The 14,350-nt window shown below is 67.7% G+C and carries 17 protein-coding genes; 8 read left to right on the forward strand and 9 right to left on the reverse strand.

All coding sequences use genetic code 11. The features are described 5' to 3' along the window. Nucleotides 1–190: 190 nt before the first annotated feature. The 4 genes from E4P24_RS03955 to E4P24_RS03970 all read left to right on the forward strand — a co-directional run bounded on the left by E4P24_RS03955 (nucleotide 191) and on the right by E4P24_RS03970 (nucleotide 3,616). On the forward strand, nucleotides 191–1,510 hold the full coding sequence (locus tag E4P24_RS03955) for a D-aminoacyl-tRNA deacylase (RefSeq protein WP_188148150.1): 1,320 nt from the start codon (nucleotides 191–193) through the stop codon (nucleotides 1,508–1,510). Nucleotides 1,511–1,668: 158 nt separating this feature from the next. Further along, nucleotides 1,669–2,808, forward strand: a complete 1,140-nt coding sequence (gene ftsZ / locus E4P24_RS03960; RefSeq protein WP_004064924.1) for a cell division protein FtsZ — start codon at nucleotides 1,669–1,671, stop codon at nucleotides 2,806–2,808. A 180-nt stretch (nucleotides 2,809–2,988) separates the two neighbouring features. Beyond that, a complete protein-coding gene (locus E4P24_RS03965) occupies nucleotides 2,989–3,162 on the forward strand; it encodes a protein translocase SEC61 complex subunit gamma (RefSeq protein WP_004044219.1) in 174 nt (57 codons plus the stop codon). Nucleotide 3,163: 1 nt separating this feature from the next. Beyond that, nucleotides 3,164–3,616, forward strand: coding sequence for a transcription elongation factor Spt5 (locus tag E4P24_RS03970; protein WP_004044218.1), 453 nt, complete (start codon nucleotides 3,164–3,166; stop codon nucleotides 3,614–3,616). A gap of 180 nt (nucleotides 3,617–3,796) precedes the next feature. Here the strand turns inward: E4P24_RS03970 and E4P24_RS03975 are convergent, their stop codons facing one another. Further along, nucleotides 3,797–4,099 (reverse strand): hypothetical protein, encoded by a 303-nt coding sequence (locus E4P24_RS03975; RefSeq protein WP_004044217.1) that lies wholly within the window; start codon nucleotides 4,097–4,099, stop codon nucleotides 3,797–3,799. Nucleotides 4,100–4,197: 98 nt separating this feature from the next. On the opposite strand from E4P24_RS03975, the gene E4P24_RS03980 reads away from it, so the two are divergent. Further along, complete coding sequence (locus E4P24_RS03980) at nucleotides 4,198–4,962, forward strand: PHP-associated domain-containing protein (RefSeq protein ID WP_188148151.1); 765 nt, start codon at nucleotides 4,198–4,200, stop codon at nucleotides 4,960–4,962. 56 nt (nucleotides 4,963–5,018) lie between these two features. Here E4P24_RS03980 and E4P24_RS03985 read toward each other — a convergent pair whose 3' ends face one another. Both E4P24_RS03985 and E4P24_RS03990 read right to left on the reverse strand, forming a co-directional pair. Next, nucleotides 5,019–5,543, reverse strand: coding sequence for a metal-dependent hydrolase (locus E4P24_RS03985; protein ID WP_004064917.1), 525 nt, complete (start codon nucleotides 5,541–5,543; stop codon nucleotides 5,019–5,021). A 70-nt stretch (nucleotides 5,544–5,613) separates the two neighbouring features. Beyond that, on the reverse strand, nucleotides 5,614–6,144 hold the full coding sequence (locus tag E4P24_RS03990) for a CinA family protein (protein ID WP_004044214.1): 531 nt from the start codon (nucleotides 6,142–6,144) through the stop codon (nucleotides 5,614–5,616). A 149-nt stretch (nucleotides 6,145–6,293) separates the two neighbouring features. Between E4P24_RS03990 and E4P24_RS03995 the strand changes: the two genes are divergently transcribed. After that, on the forward strand, nucleotides 6,294–7,523 hold the full coding sequence (locus tag E4P24_RS03995; RefSeq protein ID WP_115802257.1) for an ArsA family ATPase: 1,230 nt from the start codon (nucleotides 6,294–6,296) through the stop codon (nucleotides 7,521–7,523). A 65-nt stretch (nucleotides 7,524–7,588) separates the two neighbouring features. On the opposite strand, the gene E4P24_RS04000 is transcribed toward E4P24_RS03995, so the two are convergent. From E4P24_RS04000 to E4P24_RS04015, 4 genes are all read right to left on the reverse strand, one after another. Then, on the reverse strand, nucleotides 7,589–8,434 hold the full coding sequence (locus tag E4P24_RS04000) for an SDR family oxidoreductase (protein ID WP_004064910.1): 846 nt from the start codon (nucleotides 8,432–8,434) through the stop codon (nucleotides 7,589–7,591). 87 nt (nucleotides 8,435–8,521) lie between these two features. Then, the gene (locus E4P24_RS04005; protein WP_188148152.1) at nucleotides 8,522–9,358 is read right to left on the reverse strand and encodes an endonuclease V; all 837 of its coding nucleotides are present in this window, start codon (nucleotides 9,356–9,358) and stop codon (nucleotides 8,522–8,524) included. Nucleotide 9,359: 1 nt separating this feature from the next. Next, nucleotides 9,360–10,268 (reverse strand): rhomboid family intramembrane serine protease, encoded by a 909-nt coding sequence (locus tag E4P24_RS04010; protein WP_115891350.1) that lies wholly within the window; start codon nucleotides 10,266–10,268, stop codon nucleotides 9,360–9,362. 517 nt (nucleotides 10,269–10,785) lie between these two features. Further along, entirely contained in the window at nucleotides 10,786–11,319 is a 534-nt protein-coding gene (locus tag E4P24_RS04015; RefSeq protein ID WP_004044208.1) for an inorganic diphosphatase, read from the reverse strand. A 336-nt stretch (nucleotides 11,320–11,655) separates the two neighbouring features. On the opposite strand from E4P24_RS04015, the gene E4P24_RS04020 reads away from it, so the two are divergent. Continuing rightward, nucleotides 11,656–12,015, forward strand: a complete 360-nt coding sequence (locus tag E4P24_RS04020; protein WP_004044207.1) for a PadR family transcriptional regulator — start codon at nucleotides 11,656–11,658, stop codon at nucleotides 12,013–12,015. A 35-nt stretch (nucleotides 12,016–12,050) separates the two neighbouring features. Here E4P24_RS04020 and E4P24_RS04025 read toward each other — a convergent pair whose 3' ends face one another. Both E4P24_RS04025 and rnhA read right to left on the reverse strand, forming a co-directional pair. Beyond that, nucleotides 12,051–12,611, reverse strand: a complete 561-nt coding sequence (locus tag E4P24_RS04025; protein WP_004064905.1) for a hypothetical protein — start codon at nucleotides 12,609–12,611, stop codon at nucleotides 12,051–12,053. Next, on the reverse strand, nucleotides 12,604–13,197 hold the full coding sequence (gene rnhA / locus E4P24_RS04030) for a ribonuclease HI (protein WP_004064903.1): 594 nt from the start codon (nucleotides 13,195–13,197) through the stop codon (nucleotides 12,604–12,606). The genes E4P24_RS04025 and rnhA overlap by 8 nt, the downstream gene beginning before the upstream one ends. Before the next feature lie 118 nt (nucleotides 13,198–13,315). On the opposite strand from rnhA, the gene E4P24_RS04035 reads away from it, so the two are divergent. After that, complete coding sequence (locus E4P24_RS04035) at nucleotides 13,316–14,296, forward strand: transcription initiation factor IIB family protein (RefSeq protein ID WP_013035638.1); 981 nt, start codon at nucleotides 13,316–13,318, stop codon at nucleotides 14,294–14,296. Nucleotides 14,297–14,350: the final 54 nt, after the last annotated feature.

A 14,350-nucleotide genomic window follows, 5' to 3' on the forward strand; every position in this document is an offset into this window, starting at 1 on the left:
GTCTGTCGCGGTGACATTCGTCACTCGCGCCCGTCTCGGGAGAGTTCGGGGCCACGACCTCCGCGGTCGCCAATGACCGGCGCGTCCGCGGCGACGACGGCGCGACCGAGGTCCCGGCCGCGACGAGGACCGACCGGCCGCCCTCGCCGCTTCCGACGCCCTTTTCGCCGCCCTCGGCGACCCTCGTACCGTGATTGGAATCGTCGTCAGCCGCGCCGACAGCGCATCGGTTCACATCGGCGAGCACCTGCTCGAACTCGCCGACTGGGACGAACGAACCGACGGGGACCGACCCGACGCCGACGGCGGCGGCACCGTCTTCGCCCGGGACGGCTTCGAACTCCGCGAGTTCGACGACCTGCACATCGACCTCGACGACCCCGCCGCGGCGTTCGACGCCGACCTCGACCTCCTCGTCGTCGTCTCCCGGCACGCCGGCGAGACCGGCCCGCTTCTGACCGCGCACTTCACCGGGAACTTCGGCCCCGCCGACTACGGCGGCGACCCCGGTCGATTCGCCCGCGCGTGCCCCAACGCCCAGCGCGCCGTCGTCGAGGCGCTCCGCGACCGTGCCCCCGACGGCTACGAAGTCGGCATCGAGGCGACCCACCACGGTCCGACCGAGCCGACGGTTCCCTCGATGTTCGTCGAACTCGGCAGCGACGAGGCGCAGTGGGGCGACCCCGAGGGAGCCCGCGCGGTCGCGGCGGCCGTCCTCGACATCGAGGGCGTCGCGCCCGACGCGGACCGCCAACTCGTCGGCTTCGGCGGCGGCCACTACGCCCCGCGGTTCGAGCGCGTCCTCAACGAGACCGACTGGCGCGTCGGCCACATCGCCGCCGACTGGCAACTCAAGGCGATGGGCGCGCCCGAGGACAACCGCGACGTGCTCCGCCGGGCGTTCGAGGCGTCGGCGGCCGACCTCGCGCTGGTCGACGGCGACCGCGACGACCTCGCGGCCGCCCTCGAAGCCGAGGGGTTCCGGGTCGTCTCCGAGACGTGGGTCCGCGAGACCGCGGGCGTCCCCCTCGACCGCGTCGCCGCCCTCGAAGCCGACGTGACGACCGTCGAGGAGGGCCTCCGCTTCGGCGCGCGCGTCGACGCCGACGACTACGAGGTCGTCTCGCTGCCCGACGGCCTGCTCGGCGAGGCGCAGGGCATCGACCTCGACGCCGCGCTCTCCGCCGTCCGCGAGACCACCGTCGCCTTCCACACGACCGAGGGCGGCACGCGCGCGGTGGGCCGCGCCGCGGTCGCGGGCGACGGCTACGACGAACTCGTGTCGCGGCTCTGCGACGTGCTGCGCGAGAAATACGACAGCGTCGTCCGCGACGACGGGGCGGTCACGGCGACCACGCGCGCCTTCGACCCCGCCGCCGCACGCGAGTTCGGCGTCCCCGAGGGGCCGGCGTTCGGCAAGCTCTCGGCCGGGCAGTCCGTCGAGGTCGACGGCGAGACCGTCGCGCCCGAGGACGTGTCGAAAGAGCGGCTCGTCGAGTTCTCGGTGTAGTCGCCATCGGGAGGCGGCCGACCGATTTCGGCCGGAGAGACGGTCTGTGCCGCGGGCTCACATGTCACGTTTCGGCACGAATCGACGGCGCGTCGGACAGATGTCTGACGCAAGGGGGAAAGATAATTAGTCGTCCTCCGTAAACCGTCTCCATAAATATGGACTCTATCGTCGGCGACGCAATTGACGAGGCCGAGGCCGAGGACATGGGGGATGAGTCGGCTCAGGTCGACGGCGCGGCCAACATCAACCGGTCCGGGACGATGACTGACGACGAACTGAAAGCGGTTCTCAAAGACCTCCAGACCAACATCACGGTGGTCGGGTGCGGCGGTGCCGGCGGTAACACCGTCAACCGGATGCACGAGGAGGGAATCAAGGGGGCGAAGCTCGTCGCCGCCAACACCGACGTGCAGCACCTCGTGGAAATCGGGGCCGATACGAAGATTCTCATGGGCGAGCAGAAGACCCAGGGCCGCGGCGCGGGCTCGCTCCCGCAGGTCGGTGAGGAGGCCGCCCTCGAATCCCAAGAGGAGATTTACGACGCCATCGAGGGCTCCGACATGGTGTTCGTCACCGCCGGACTCGGCGGCGGCACCGGCACCGGTTCGGCTCCCGTCGTCGCCAAGGCGGCCCGCGAGTCGGGCGCGCTCACCATCGCCATCGTCACGACGCCCTTTACGGCCGAAGGCGAGGTGCGACGGACGAACGCCGAGGCCGGTCTCGAACGGCTCCGCGACGTGTCGGACACGGTCATCGTCGTCCCGAACGACCGCCTGCTCGACGCCGTGGGCAAACTCCCCGTCCGGCAGGCGTTCAAGGTCTCCGACGAGGTGCTGATGCGCTCGGTCAAGGGCATCACCGAACTCATCACCAAGCCCGGTCTCGTCAACCTCGACTTCGCCGACGTGAAGACCGTCATGGAGCGCGGCGGCGTCGCCATGATCGGTCTCGGCGAGTCCGACTCCGAGTCCAAGGCTCAGGAGTCCGTCAAGTCCGCCCTCCGCTCGCCGCTTCTCGACGTGGACATCTCCGGCGCGAACTCCGCGCTCGTCAACGTCACCGGCGGTTCGGACATGAGCATCGAGGAGGCCGAGGGCGTCGTCGAGGAGATTTACGACCGCATCGACCCCGACGCGCGCATCATCTGGGGGACCTCCGTCGACGACGAACTCGAAGGCATGATGCGGACGATGATCGTCGTCACCGGCGTCGAGTCGCCCCAAATCTACGGCCGCAACGGCGAGGCACAGGCGCAGGCCGAAGAGCGTCTCGAAGACATCGACTACGTCGAGTAGTCGAGTCGTCCCGCACGCACCGCGCTCGCGGTCTCGACGCGCTTCCTTTTCGCTCCGCTCAGGTTCCGCACAGCGGCGTCACGCCGTCGAATCCGGCGTTTTCGCCCGCGTTCGGCTCCGAATCCCACCCGCCGGTGCATCAATAGATAGAAAAAGCCCGACGCCGTAGGCCCCAGCAACATGGACGTCAAGTACGATCTGAACAGCTACGTTCGCGTGTTGAAACTCGCGAGCACCCCGTCCTGGCAGGAGTTCTCCCAAATCTCCAAAATCGCCGGCGCGGGTATCTTCCTCGTCGGACTGCTCGGCTTCATCATCTTCGCGGTCATGAGCTTCCTCCCCGGAGGGGTCTGAGATGCCCATCTTCGCCGTGAAGACCACTGCTCGCCAGGAGCAGACGGTTGCGGACATGATCGCGACGAAGGAGTTCGAACAGATTCACGCCGTCCTCGCGCCCGACTCGCTCACGAGCTACGTGATGGTCGAGGCCGACGACGACGGCATCGTCACGCGTGTCCTCGAAGAGATTCCCCACGCTCGCGGCCTCGTCGAGAGCGGCGGCGCGGTCGGCACCTCCAGCATGGCCGAAGTCGAGCACTTCCTCTCGCCGACGCCGGACGTGGAGGGTATCGCGGAGGGCGACATCGTCGAGCTCATCGCCGGCCCGTTCAAAGGCGAGAAGGCGCGCGTCCAGCGCATCGACGAGACGAAAGACCAGGTCACCGTCGAACTGTACGAGGCGACGGTTCCGATTCCGGTCACCGTCCGCGGCGACCAGATTCGCGTCCTCGACTCCGAAGAGCGGTAAGCGTCCGCCCCGACGAAGGGTTCTTCTCTCTCAGTTTTCGGCTCGACGCAGCGCGTGACGAGCGGTGTAGCGGCGCGTCCCCGGCGACTCCCATGTCCCCCGACAGTCCCCGACGAGCGCCGTCTCGGGCGAGCAGCGTCGCGTCCCACCGCGACCGCGACCCGCCGGTCTCGCGTGGTCTTACAGCGCGCCCCGCTCGCGGAGCGTCTCGACGACGCTGTTGAGGTCCGCGTCCGCCTCGACGGCGTCTTTCACGTCCTCGCGGATGCGGACGGCCGAGGAATCGGCGTCGTACGCGCGGACGAACTCGGCGCGGGTGTGCTCGTCGAAGGCGTGGCGAATCGCGAAGTAGCCCTCGGGAACGACCGTCCCACACACCTTGCACTCGTGGCGCTCGTGGTCCACCGTCTGGTGGATGACCGCGCTTTCCACGTCTTCGAACCGACCGTCACACCCTTCGATGCCGCACTTCCACCGGGACATGTTCCCCCCGACGGCCGTGAGCCACAAAACCGTTTCTTCGACCGGCCGCCGTTCGACAAATAGCAACCACTAACTGGTGGCTGACCCGACCGTATCGTGTGAGCGCGACCACGACGACGCGGGTCGATATGCACGTGAAGATTCTCGACGAGCGGGTGGTCTCTCGCGCGAAAGCCCGCGGCATCGACGTGCTCGTCTACGCGCCGCACTTCGTCCGCCTGCCCGACGCTCGCGCCCGCGCGGCGCGATTCTCCGACGACGACCTGCTCGTCGTCCCCGCCCGCGAGGTGTTCACGGGGTCGTGGCGCGACCGCAAACACGTCCTCGCGGTCGGGCTCTCGGACCCCGTTCCCGACTTCATCACTCTCGACGGAGCCTTCGCGGAGTTCGACCGGCAGGGCGCGGCGACGCTCGTCCCCCACCCGACGTTCCTGACGGTGAGTCTCACCGCCGAGGACGTGGCCGCCCGCCGCGACGACATCGACGCCGTCGAGACGTACAACACGAAGGCCCTGCCGCGGGACAACCGCCGCGGGCGCGACATCGCCCGCGAGACGGGGCTGCCCGGCTTCGCGTCGTCGTACGCGCACCTCCGTGGCACCGTCGGTGAGGCGTGGACCGAGTTCGACCGCGACATCGACTCCGAGGCCGACCTCGTCGCCGCGCTCCGCGAGGGGGCCGAACGTCGGGTCGTCCGCCGCACCGGCGTCTCCCACGGGTTCCGCGGCGCGGCCGAGTTCGCCCACCTCGGCTACGAGAACTCGTGGGGGAAAATCGACCGACTCCTGCTCTCGGGGATGGAGCCGACACACCCGAATCACATCGCCTACGACGGCCGGTTCGACGACGTGAGCGTCTACTGATTCGCAACATATCTTCGAGCGCGCCCGACCGCGCCAGCGTTGCGGCCGCCCCGCCCTCAGACCACCGCGGTGAACGACGCCGCGGCGTCCGCGAGGGACACGTCGAGCGAAAAGAGGAAGTAGTGGACGCCCGCGAGAACGCCGAGTTCGGCGACCGTGACGACGACGGTCACCGCGTCGGCGTGTTTCGAACTGGTCGCCACGCCGGTCGGCAGGTCGTACTCCTGCGGCGACAGCGGGTAGAACAGCGCGATGCCGCGCTTCGAGCCGACCATGTCGAGGACGTAATGGGTGGCGACGCCAATCCAGACGAACTGGAGGTTGTCGAAGACGAGCGGGAACGCGAGGAATATCACCAGCACCGGGAGGTTGTGGAGCGTCTTGCGGTGCTTGCCGAAGGCGGTGTCCACGTCGGGAAACAGCGCGCCGAGGACGACCGGAAGCGACAGTTGGCCGATTTTCTGAGCGAGGAGGAACGCCGAATCCATCGTCGGTTCGAACGACCGCGGGTCCACGGTGAGGATGACGCCGAGCCCGAGCGCCAACAGGATGGCGTTGAGCACGTGTCCCTTCTTGTTCATGGATGCAGACTGGTCCGGCGGGATACAAAGCTTTCCCACGGAACCGACCGACGGCGGCCGTGCGGCCGGCTCAGCCGGTCGTGACGGACTCGGATTCGATTTCCTCGCGGAGGAGCGCCAGCGCCCCGCGCGCAATCCGTTCTTTCACCTGCGTCCGCGACCCGTCGTACTCGAAGCGCTCGACGCGGGCGTAGGAGTCGCCGGACCCCCACGGCGCGGCGAAGGCGACGCCGACGAAGACGGTGCCGACCGGCTTGCCGGGGAGGCCGCCCTCCGGCCCGGCGATGCCCGTCGTCGCCAGCCCCCACGTCGCGTCGGCCACGTCGCGGACGCCGGCGGCCATCTCGCGGGCGACGGCCTCGGAGACGGCCCCGTGTTCGTCCAGCGACTCCCGCGAGACCGCCAGTTCGTGGCGCTTGGCGTCGTAGGAGTAGGTGACGAGCGAGCGGTCGAAGTAGTCGCTGGAGCCGGGCACGTCGGTCAGGAGCGACCCGATGAGGCCGCCGGTACAGGACTCCGCGACGGCGACGGTGTGGCCCGCCTCGCGGAGGGCGTCGCCGGCGCGGACCTCCTCGGGCGGGTCGGATGCGAACTCGCGCATACGACCGACCACGGGCGGTCGGGACAAAAGCGGACGGGGAGGCCATCTGCGGGGGTAGTGCCGCGGTCGGGACCGGCGCGACCGGGCAAAAGTCCTCCGGCGGTTCCGAGACCGAGAAGTACACAAAGCCCCGCGGTGTCGGGTCCGACATGGACATCGACGTTGAGCCGACGGAGCGACCCGACGCCGACGAAGACGACGACGCCGGCGACGACGGGCCGGCCGAAATCGAGGTGGAAGTCACCGACCCAGACGAGGTCGCCTCGACCGACACCGAGGGCCTCCCCGATGGTATCGACGCGCCCGACTACGTCCTCTACGGCGGCAAGGGCGGCGTCGGAAAGACCACGATGGCCGCGGCGACGGCGCTCGCCAGCGCGGCCGACGGCACCGCGACGCTCGTCGTCTCCACGGACCCCGCGCACTCTCTGTCCGACACGCTCGGCGTGCCGGTCCCGGACAAGCCGAGTCGCATCCGCGAGGAGATTCCCCTCTACGCGGCCGAAATCGACCCCGACGCGGTCATGGAAGGACCGTTCGCCGGCGGCGACGGCGCGGACGAGGGCTTCGACGACGAGACCGACTACGACGCCGGCGAGTACGACGACGACAACCCCTTCGCCGGCGGCGGCTCGGGTGACGCTGACTCCCCGTTCGGCGGGATGGGCGGCGGCATGGGCGGTCTCGAAGACCTCCTCGGCGGCGACGGGCCGATGGGGATGGGCGGACCGATGCCCGGCGCGGACGAGGCCGCGGCGATGCAGCAGCTTCTCGAATACATGGACGACCCGCGGTTCGACCGCGTCGTCGTCGACACCGCGCCCACGGGCCACACGCTCCGATTGCTCGAACTCCCCGAACTGATGGACTCCATGCTCGGCCGCATCGCCCGCATGCGACAGCGCTTTTCCGGCATGATGGACAACCTCAAGGGGATGTTCGGCGGCGGTCCCGACGACCCGCAAGCGAGGATGGCGGACCTCGACGACCTCCGCGAGCGCATCGAGCGCCTGCGCGCGGTCCTCCGGGACCCGACGCGGACCGACTTCCGCGTCGTCATGATTCCCGAGGAGATGAGCGTCGTGGAGTCCAAGCGACTCGTCTCGCGGCTCGACGAGTTCGACATCCCCGTCCAGACGCTCGTCGTCAACCGCGTCATGGAGTCCGTCGAGGACGTGGCAAACGTGGACCCCGAGTGGATAGAGTCGCCGGACTTGGAGAACTGCGGCTTCTGTCAGCGTCGGTGGCAGGTCCAGCAGGACGCGCTGCGCTCGGCGACGAACCTCTTCCGCGGCCGCGACGTGAAGCGGGTGCCGCTGCTCGCGGAACAGGTACAGGGCGAAGACGCCCTTCGGGTCGTCGCGACCTGTCTCGACTAACGCCGAGCGGGGTCAACAGGTCGTCAGCGCGGGCCGTCGGCGCAGGCCGACCGCGACGGCGCGTTTCAGGGCAGTTTACGAGCGAAACCGTAGAGCGCGTCGCGCCACGCGTCGGGGAGGAAGCGCGCGAGGACGCCGACGCGGGCGACCGTGCCGGGCTGGTAGCGCGCCCGCGGCTTGGTCGAACTCGCGGCGTTGACGATATCCTCCGCGACCCGTTCGGGTGGAATCGCGCCGGGGCCGCTACCGCCGAGCGCCTGCGAGTCGTCGAACAGTTTGTAGAGTTTCTCGTACGCGCCCGAGCGGTCGAGGCCGTCGGCCTCGTCGCCGTTTCCGTTGACCTCGGCTTCGACGCGATTCGAGAACTGCGTCTCGACCGGGCCGGGTTCGATGAGGACGGCGTCGATGCCGTACTCCTCGACTTCGGTTCGGAGCGCGTCGGTCATCGCCTCGAGGGCGAACTTCGAGCCGGCGTAGACGCCGGTGCCGGGGAAGGCGACGCGGCCGACGACGCTGGAGACGTTGACGATGGTGCCGTCGCCCTGCGAGCGCATGTGGGGCAACACGGCGCGGACGAGTCGGTGCGGGCCGTAGACGTTCACGTCGAACTGGTCGTGGACCTTCTCGGTCGGCACGTCCTCGACGGGGCCCATCTGGCCGTAGCCGGCGTTGTTGACGAGGCAGTCGATGCGGCCCTGCTCGTCGACGATGCGGTCGACGACGCGGTCGACGTCCCCCTGGTCGGTCACGTCGAGCGTCGCGATGTTCGCGCCGCGTTCCCCCAGCGTCTCGATGTCGGCCGGGTTCCGGGCGGTGGCGTAGACCTCCCACTCCTCGTCGAGGAAGTCGAGCGCCGTCGCGCGCCCGATTCCCGAGGAGCATCCGGTGATGAGGACCGTCTTTTGATGCACGTCGGTAGGTCGAACCGCGCGCTGTTAAGTGTACGCGGTTCGCCACGATTGGGGTTGTCGCCCGCCGCGACACCTCCCGGAATCGTCTCAGTCTTCGTACTGGGCCTTCGCCTCGTCGGCGTACGCGTCGGCCAGTCGGGTCGGCTCGGGGAGCTTGTACGACCCCGACAGCTGGGAAACGAGGTCGACTGTCGTCGCCGCGGAGAGGCGGTGGCCGGGGCTGACGTACAGCGGGTTCACGACGGGCCGCGAGTCGTACTGCCGCGACTGGAAGGCGTAGCCGATGGTCGTCTCCGAGCCGGCGGGGTGGCCGCCGACGGCGTCGACCGAGTCGTCGGCGCGAATCGGCGTTCGCCAGCCCTCCGGCCGACCGTTCACGTCCTCGTCCGGCGTCCCGCAGAGGAGGGACTTGGCGACGCCGATGCTCGGCGCGTCGCAGACGACGCCGAGGTGGGTGGCGAGCCCGGCCTGCCGGAAGTGGATGCGCCCGGAGCCGTCGAAGACGAGCAGGTCGGGGTCGCAGTCGAGTTCGGCGAGCGCGTCGAGGATGGGGCCGCCCTCGCGGAACGAGAGCAGGCCGGGGATGTACGGCAACTCGAGGTCGGAGACGGCGTGGGCGCGCTCGACAACCTCGCCGCCGCGGAGGACGACGACGGCGCTCAGCGCGCGGTCGTCCAGAAACGACTGGTCGATACCGGCGACGAGCGGCGGCGAGTCGGCGGCGGCGTCGGCGTCGGCGTCAAGCGCCGTCGCCTCCGCGAGCGTCTGGTGCTCCGTCTCGGTGGACGCGAGCGAGACGGCCGCCGGGTCGAACGGGAGGTCGTCCGCGAAGACGGCCGTCTCGGCGACGCGGCGCTGGAGCGACTCCATCTCGTCGCGCGAGAGGCCGGGGCGGGGCGCGAGGTCGGGACGGGCCGGCCGCATCTCAGAACCGACCGCGGCCGGGGCCGCCGGGACCGCCGGGACCGCCGGGGCCGCGCCCGCCGAGCGACATCTGCGAGGGGACGCTCCGGCGACCCTTCACGCGCTGGCCGTAGGCGAGGCCGATGACGAGCCCGATGAGGTGCGCGAAGTGGGCGATGCCGTCGGCGCTCTGGCTGACGAAGAAGAACACCGAGATGCCGGCGAACCCGAGCGTGAACAGCCACAGCGGCACGGGGATGATGAAGTACAGGTAGATACGGAGCCCCGGATTGAGCACCGTCAAGACGCCGAGGACGGCCATGATGGCTCCGCTCGCGCCGACGACGGCGCTCAGGCTCCCCGGCGACAGGAGCATCGACGAGCCGACCTGCGCGAGTCCGGCGAGCATCCCGCTGACGAGGAACAGCGCCGCGAACTTCCGCGAGCCGACGTAGCGCTCCACCAGCGGGCCGAAGAAGAACAGCACGATGGAGTTGCCGACGATGTGGTAGAAGCCGCCGTGGGCGAATATCGAGGTGACCCACGTCCAGACGTACTCGGGGTGGATGCTCGTGAGGTAAAAGGCGCTAATCGAGAGGTCGGACAGTCCGAGGAACTGCTCTAAGACGAGCTGTGAGAAGAACGTGAGCCACATCAGCGCGAGGAACAGGTAGGTGACGTTCCCGCGGAAGTAGCCGAACACGCCGCCAGCGCCCGTGAGCGAACTCAAGAGGCCGCCGCCGCGGCCGCCCTCATTGTTCACGGAATCGTCGAAAGAGCTATCGAAGACGCCGGCGGGGTCGTCCCAGTCGGAGAGCCCCGTGCAGTCGTGGTTCTCGGGGAGGCGGTGTTCGGAACAGAACGTCCCGCCACACCGCGAGCAGCGGTACGGCAGACTCTCGTCTTTGCCGCACACGTCGCAGATAGGCATTACCAACGCCTTACGGCGGCGAGATAAAAAGGGGTTCCCTCATAGATGGGGCGTGTTGACGCACCTCTTGATTAGGAGACGAATTCGAACCGCAGACGCCTCACGCGGCCGGAATAGCCGGTTTTCTGGCCGACTGTTGTCTCTCGTCGGCGCGGGCGACGCTGTCGCTCTCGGCAGTCGTCGCGCGAGAAATGCGAGATTACGCGTCTTCGTCGGACGCTTCGTCGGCGTCTTCGGCCGCCTCGTCGGCGGGCGTGAAGTTCGTGGGAACGACGGTCGGGTGCTGAAGCCCGAGGCGGGGTTGCTTGGCTGCCATACTCGTCCCAACGTAGCCGACACAGGGACTAAAGATTACCCATGCGCATAATTCATCGGTCGGTGCGCCGGCCATAACTGTCGGGTATCTGTGGCGACGACGGCGGTCGGTCTCCTGCCCGGACGGTTCTCGGGGGCCGCGGACGGGCGCGGCGGCTCTCGGTCGAAGGCGGCGTCGAAAAAAGCGCGCGGTTGAAGTCGCTTACGCGAAGTTCTCTTCGTAGAGGTCCATCGCGTGTTCGATGGCGTCCTTGGCGGCCTGTTTGTCCTCCCAGCCCAGCGTCTCGACTTCCTTACCGGCTTCGAGGTTCTTGTAGGTCGCGAAGAACTCGTCAATCTCGTCGAGCGTCTGCTGCGGGATGTCGTCGAGGTCCTCGATGTGGTCGTAGCGGGGGTCCTCGACGGGGACGGCGATGACCTTGTCGTCCTGCTCGCCGTCGTCGTCCATCTTCATGAGCGCGACCGGGCGCGCCTCGATGACGCAGCCGGGGAACGTCTGGTCCTCGACGAGGACGAGCACGTCGAAGGGGTCCTCGTCGTCGTAGTACGTCTGCGGGATGAAGCCGTAGTCCGACGGGTAGTGGACGTTGGAGTGGAGCACGCGGTCGAGGACGACGCCGGGGATGTCCTTGTCGTACTCGTACTTGTTGCGCTCGCCTTTGAGGCACTCGACGACTGCGTAGATTTCGTCCGGCGCGTTCGGGCCGGTCTCCATATCTTCCCAGAGGTTCACCATACCGAATCCATCCTCGATACGGGCAAAAGTCCTTTCGGGATTAGTCTCGTATCGCCGTCGTCCGGATTTCGTCGGCGGTTTTGAACCCCTCTATATGTAGAGGTATTATCGACAGAACCCCGCGACGTTACCGCTATGCGTGTGAGATATTCCCCGGGTATGACCGCTCGACTCCCGCGCGCTGTCTCTCGGTTCTCACCCGTGGCTCGTCTGTGTGCAATACTCGCCACTCGTGTCCGCTCCGCCCCGATTTCTTCGTATAATGGTACCTCGATTGGTAGTGAAACAGACTGCGCGTTGACAAAGTTTAAATAGGCCGATGACATTTCCATATGCATGTCAGAGGCACAAACAATTGGCAACGAATCCGGTGCGGCTCGGGACCTCACCGCGTTCCAACAGAACATCCTCGTCATTCTCGCCGAGGAGCCGATGTACGGTCTGGCTATCAAGCGTCACCTCGAATCGTACTACGACACCGAGGTCAACCACGGGCGTCTGTACCCCAACCTCGACGACCTCGTCGAGATGGGTCTCGTCGAGAAAAGCGAACTCGACAAGCGGACGAACCAGTACGAACTGACCGACGACGGCCTCCAGGCGGTCCTCGACCGCTTCGACTGGATGCTCGCGAAGTTCGTCACCGACGACGAGCGCGCCGAGATGGTCTCGGAACTCGTCGAAAACAAGCTGTAATCGGCTGCGTCCACCGCACGAACCGCGGGGTTCGCTCAGTTGTATTCGGGCACTTCGGCGTCTGCGGCGTCGAAGAGCAACTCGAGCGACTCCGGTAACAACGACCGCTGTTCAGCGGTCGGCCACGCGTTGCGTGGATAATATTCTTCGACGAACTCGCGCACCTCTGGAGCGCCGGCTGTCTCGATTCGCCGGACGTAGTGGTTGCCGAGGAAGTCCGCGAACGCCCGGGCGTTCGCCGCGTGGGCCGCGCCGTGTTCCTCGGCGACGGCCGCGACGCACGCCGCGTTGTGTTCTTCGACCGCGCTCCACTCGTGGTCCTCGCCGGTCCCCGACAGCGGGCGTTCGATTCCGCGGTCAACGTCGTCTATCTCCGCCGGGTCGACGATTCCGTCGTCGTCGACCCACTCGTCGGGGTGGAGCACCAACACGTCGTCTTCCTCGCGGTGTCGCGCGCGGAACTCGTACTCGCCCACGACGTCGTCGCGGGCGGACCGATACGCCGCGGCCTCGTCGGGGTCGACGGCGTCGCGGGCCAGTCGCGTCAGCCGCTCGGCTTCGGAAACCACGTCTTCGGGGAGTTCTGACTCAGGCATCGTCGAGGGCCTCGTTGGCTAGGGAGTCGGCGCGGTCGTTTATCTCTCGCGGTACGTGCTCCAGCGACCAGCGGTCGAACGCCGACAGCAGCTCTCGGGCCTTCACGCGGCGCTCTTTGAGCCCGGGGTCGTTCGTGTTCCACTCGCCGCGGACCTGCTTGACGATTAACTGCGAGTCTCCGCGCACGTCCACCTCGTCGTAGCCGTACTCTTCTGCGACCGATAGCGCCTCCACGAGCGCCTCGTACTCCGCGCGGTTGTTGGTGGTCTCGCCGATTCGCTTCGAACCCTCGGCGACGATGCCGTCGCTCGTTACGATGGCCCAGCCGATGGCGGCGGGTCCGGGGTTCCCCCGGCTCGCGCCGTCGAAGTAGACGTGCGCGCGACCGCCTTTCGGCCGGATGAGCGCGAGCAGGTCGGTGGGCCGCGACCCCTGTACGACGACTTTCCCGTCGTAGGCGACCGCGCTGGCGTCGCCGCGCTCGGCGCGCCAGCGCTCGTGGTCGGTGTTTCCGGGCGAGACGGACACGCCCGCGGCTTCGAGTCGTCGTCGGGCTTCGTCGGGGTCGCACTCGACGGTCGGCATACCGTCACCTCGCCGGGGACTCGGTAAAGGCGCTCCGTTCGTCGTTGCGGCCGCGGTGACACACCGACGAACGCCGCCAAAGGTTGAAGTGCAAGGAAATAGACAATATATAAATGCGATGAAACGGCCTACCCGCCAGCGGGAGCGTGAGCACGACCGGACTCGATGGGGAGACGAGTCACAGGACGACGAGACATCCGAAGAAGAGTTGGACCTCGACAACCTCGACCCCGAGGAAGTCGTTCGGACCGGCGACGGCGAGTTGATTCACGAGGAGACCGGCATCATCATCGAAGAAGAGCGCATCGACCCCGGCCCGGAGTGGCGGGCGTTCAATCACTCCGAGCGGCAGTCGAAGTCGCGCGTGGGCGCGCCGACCACGCAGACGATGCACGACAAGGGGCTGACGACGACCATCGACTGGAAGGACAAAGACGCCTACGGCCGCTCTATCTCCTCGAAGAAGCGGTCGCAGATGCACCGCCTGCGCAAGTGGCAAGAGCGCATCCGGACCAAGGACGCCGGCGAGCGCAACCTCCAGTTCGCCCTCAGCGAAATCGACCGCATGGCCTCGGCGCTCGGCGTCCCCCGGTCGGTCCGGGAAGTCGCCTCGGTCATCTACCGCCGGGCGCTCAGCGAGGACCTGATTCGCGGCCGCTCCATCGAGGGCGTCGCCACCTCGGCGCTGTACGCCGCCTGTCGGAAGGAGGGAATTCCCCGTTCCCTCGAAGAGATTTCCGAGGTGTCGCGCGTCGAGCGCAAGGAAATCGGGCGCACGTACCGCTACATCTCCCAAGAACTCGGCTTGGAGATGCGGCCGGTCGACCCCAAGAAGTACGTGCCGCGATTCTCCTCCGAACTCGACCTCTCGAAGGAGGTCCAGTCGAAGGCCAACGAGATTATCGAGACGACCGCGGAACAGGGGCTTCTCTCCGGGAAGTCGCCGACCGGCTTCGCCGCCGCCGCCATCTACGCCGCGTCGCTTCTCTGCAACGAAAAGAAGACCCAGCGCGAGGTCGCGGAGGTCGCGCAGGTGACGGAGGTCACCATCCGCAACCGCTACCAAGAACAGATCGAAGCGATGGGCATCCACACCTGACGGTCGCCCGCGCGAGTCGCATCCCTTTCTGACCCCGGACCCGTCGCCGAAGGT

This window comes from Haloferax sp. AS1 (assembly GCF_014530665.1).
GTDB classification, from domain to species: domain Archaea; phylum Halobacteriota; class Halobacteria; order Halobacteriales; family Haloferacaceae; genus Haloferax; species Haloferax volcanii.

What these genes read in the sequence shown, in the direction of transcription:
- E4P24_RS04005 (WP_188148152.1), bottom strand. Translation starts at nt 9,358, where the DNA reads ATGCGGCCGGCCCGTCCCGACCTCGCGCCCCGCCCCGGCCTCTCGCGC.
- E4P24_RS03990 (WP_004044214.1), bottom strand. Translation starts at nt 6,144, where the DNA reads ATGCGCGAGTTCGCATCCGACCCGCCCGAGGAGGTCCGCGCCGGCGAC.
- E4P24_RS04010 (WP_115891350.1), bottom strand. Translation starts at nt 10,268, where the DNA reads ATGCCTATCTGCGACGTGTGCGGCAAAGACGAGAGTCTGCCGTACCGC.
- E4P24_RS03965 (WP_004044219.1), top strand. Translation starts at nt 2,989, where the DNA reads ATGGACGTCAAGTACGATCTGAACAGCTACGTTCGCGTGTTGAAACTC.
- E4P24_RS03975 (WP_004044217.1), bottom strand. Translation starts at nt 4,099, where the DNA reads ATGTCCCGGTGGAAGTGCGGCATCGAAGGGTGTGACGGTCGGTTCGAA.
- E4P24_RS03985 (WP_004064917.1), bottom strand. Translation starts at nt 5,543, where the DNA reads ATGAACAAGAAGGGACACGTGCTCAACGCCATCCTGTTGGCGCTCGGG.
- E4P24_RS04035 (WP_013035638.1), top strand. Translation starts at nt 13,316, where the DNA reads ATGAAACGGCCTACCCGCCAGCGGGAGCGTGAGCACGACCGGACTCGA.
- rnhA (WP_004064903.1), bottom strand. Translation starts at nt 13,197, where the DNA reads ATGCCGACCGTCGAGTGCGACCCCGACGAAGCCCGACGACGACTCGAA.
- E4P24_RS04015 (WP_004044208.1), bottom strand. Translation starts at nt 11,319, where the DNA reads ATGGTGAACCTCTGGGAAGATATGGAGACCGGCCCGAACGCGCCGGAC.
- ftsZ (WP_004064924.1), top strand. Translation starts at nt 1,669, where the DNA reads ATGGACTCTATCGTCGGCGACGCAATTGACGAGGCCGAGGCCGAGGAC.
- E4P24_RS04025 (WP_004064905.1), bottom strand. Translation starts at nt 12,611, where the DNA reads ATGCCTGAGTCAGAACTCCCCGAAGACGTGGTTTCCGAAGCCGAGCGG.
- E4P24_RS04020 (WP_004044207.1), top strand. Translation starts at nt 11,656, where the DNA reads ATGTCAGAGGCACAAACAATTGGCAACGAATCCGGTGCGGCTCGGGAC.
- E4P24_RS03970 (WP_004044218.1), top strand. Translation starts at nt 3,164, where the DNA reads ATGCCCATCTTCGCCGTGAAGACCACTGCTCGCCAGGAGCAGACGGTT.
- E4P24_RS03995 (WP_115802257.1), top strand. Translation starts at nt 6,294, where the DNA reads ATGGACATCGACGTTGAGCCGACGGAGCGACCCGACGCCGACGAAGAC.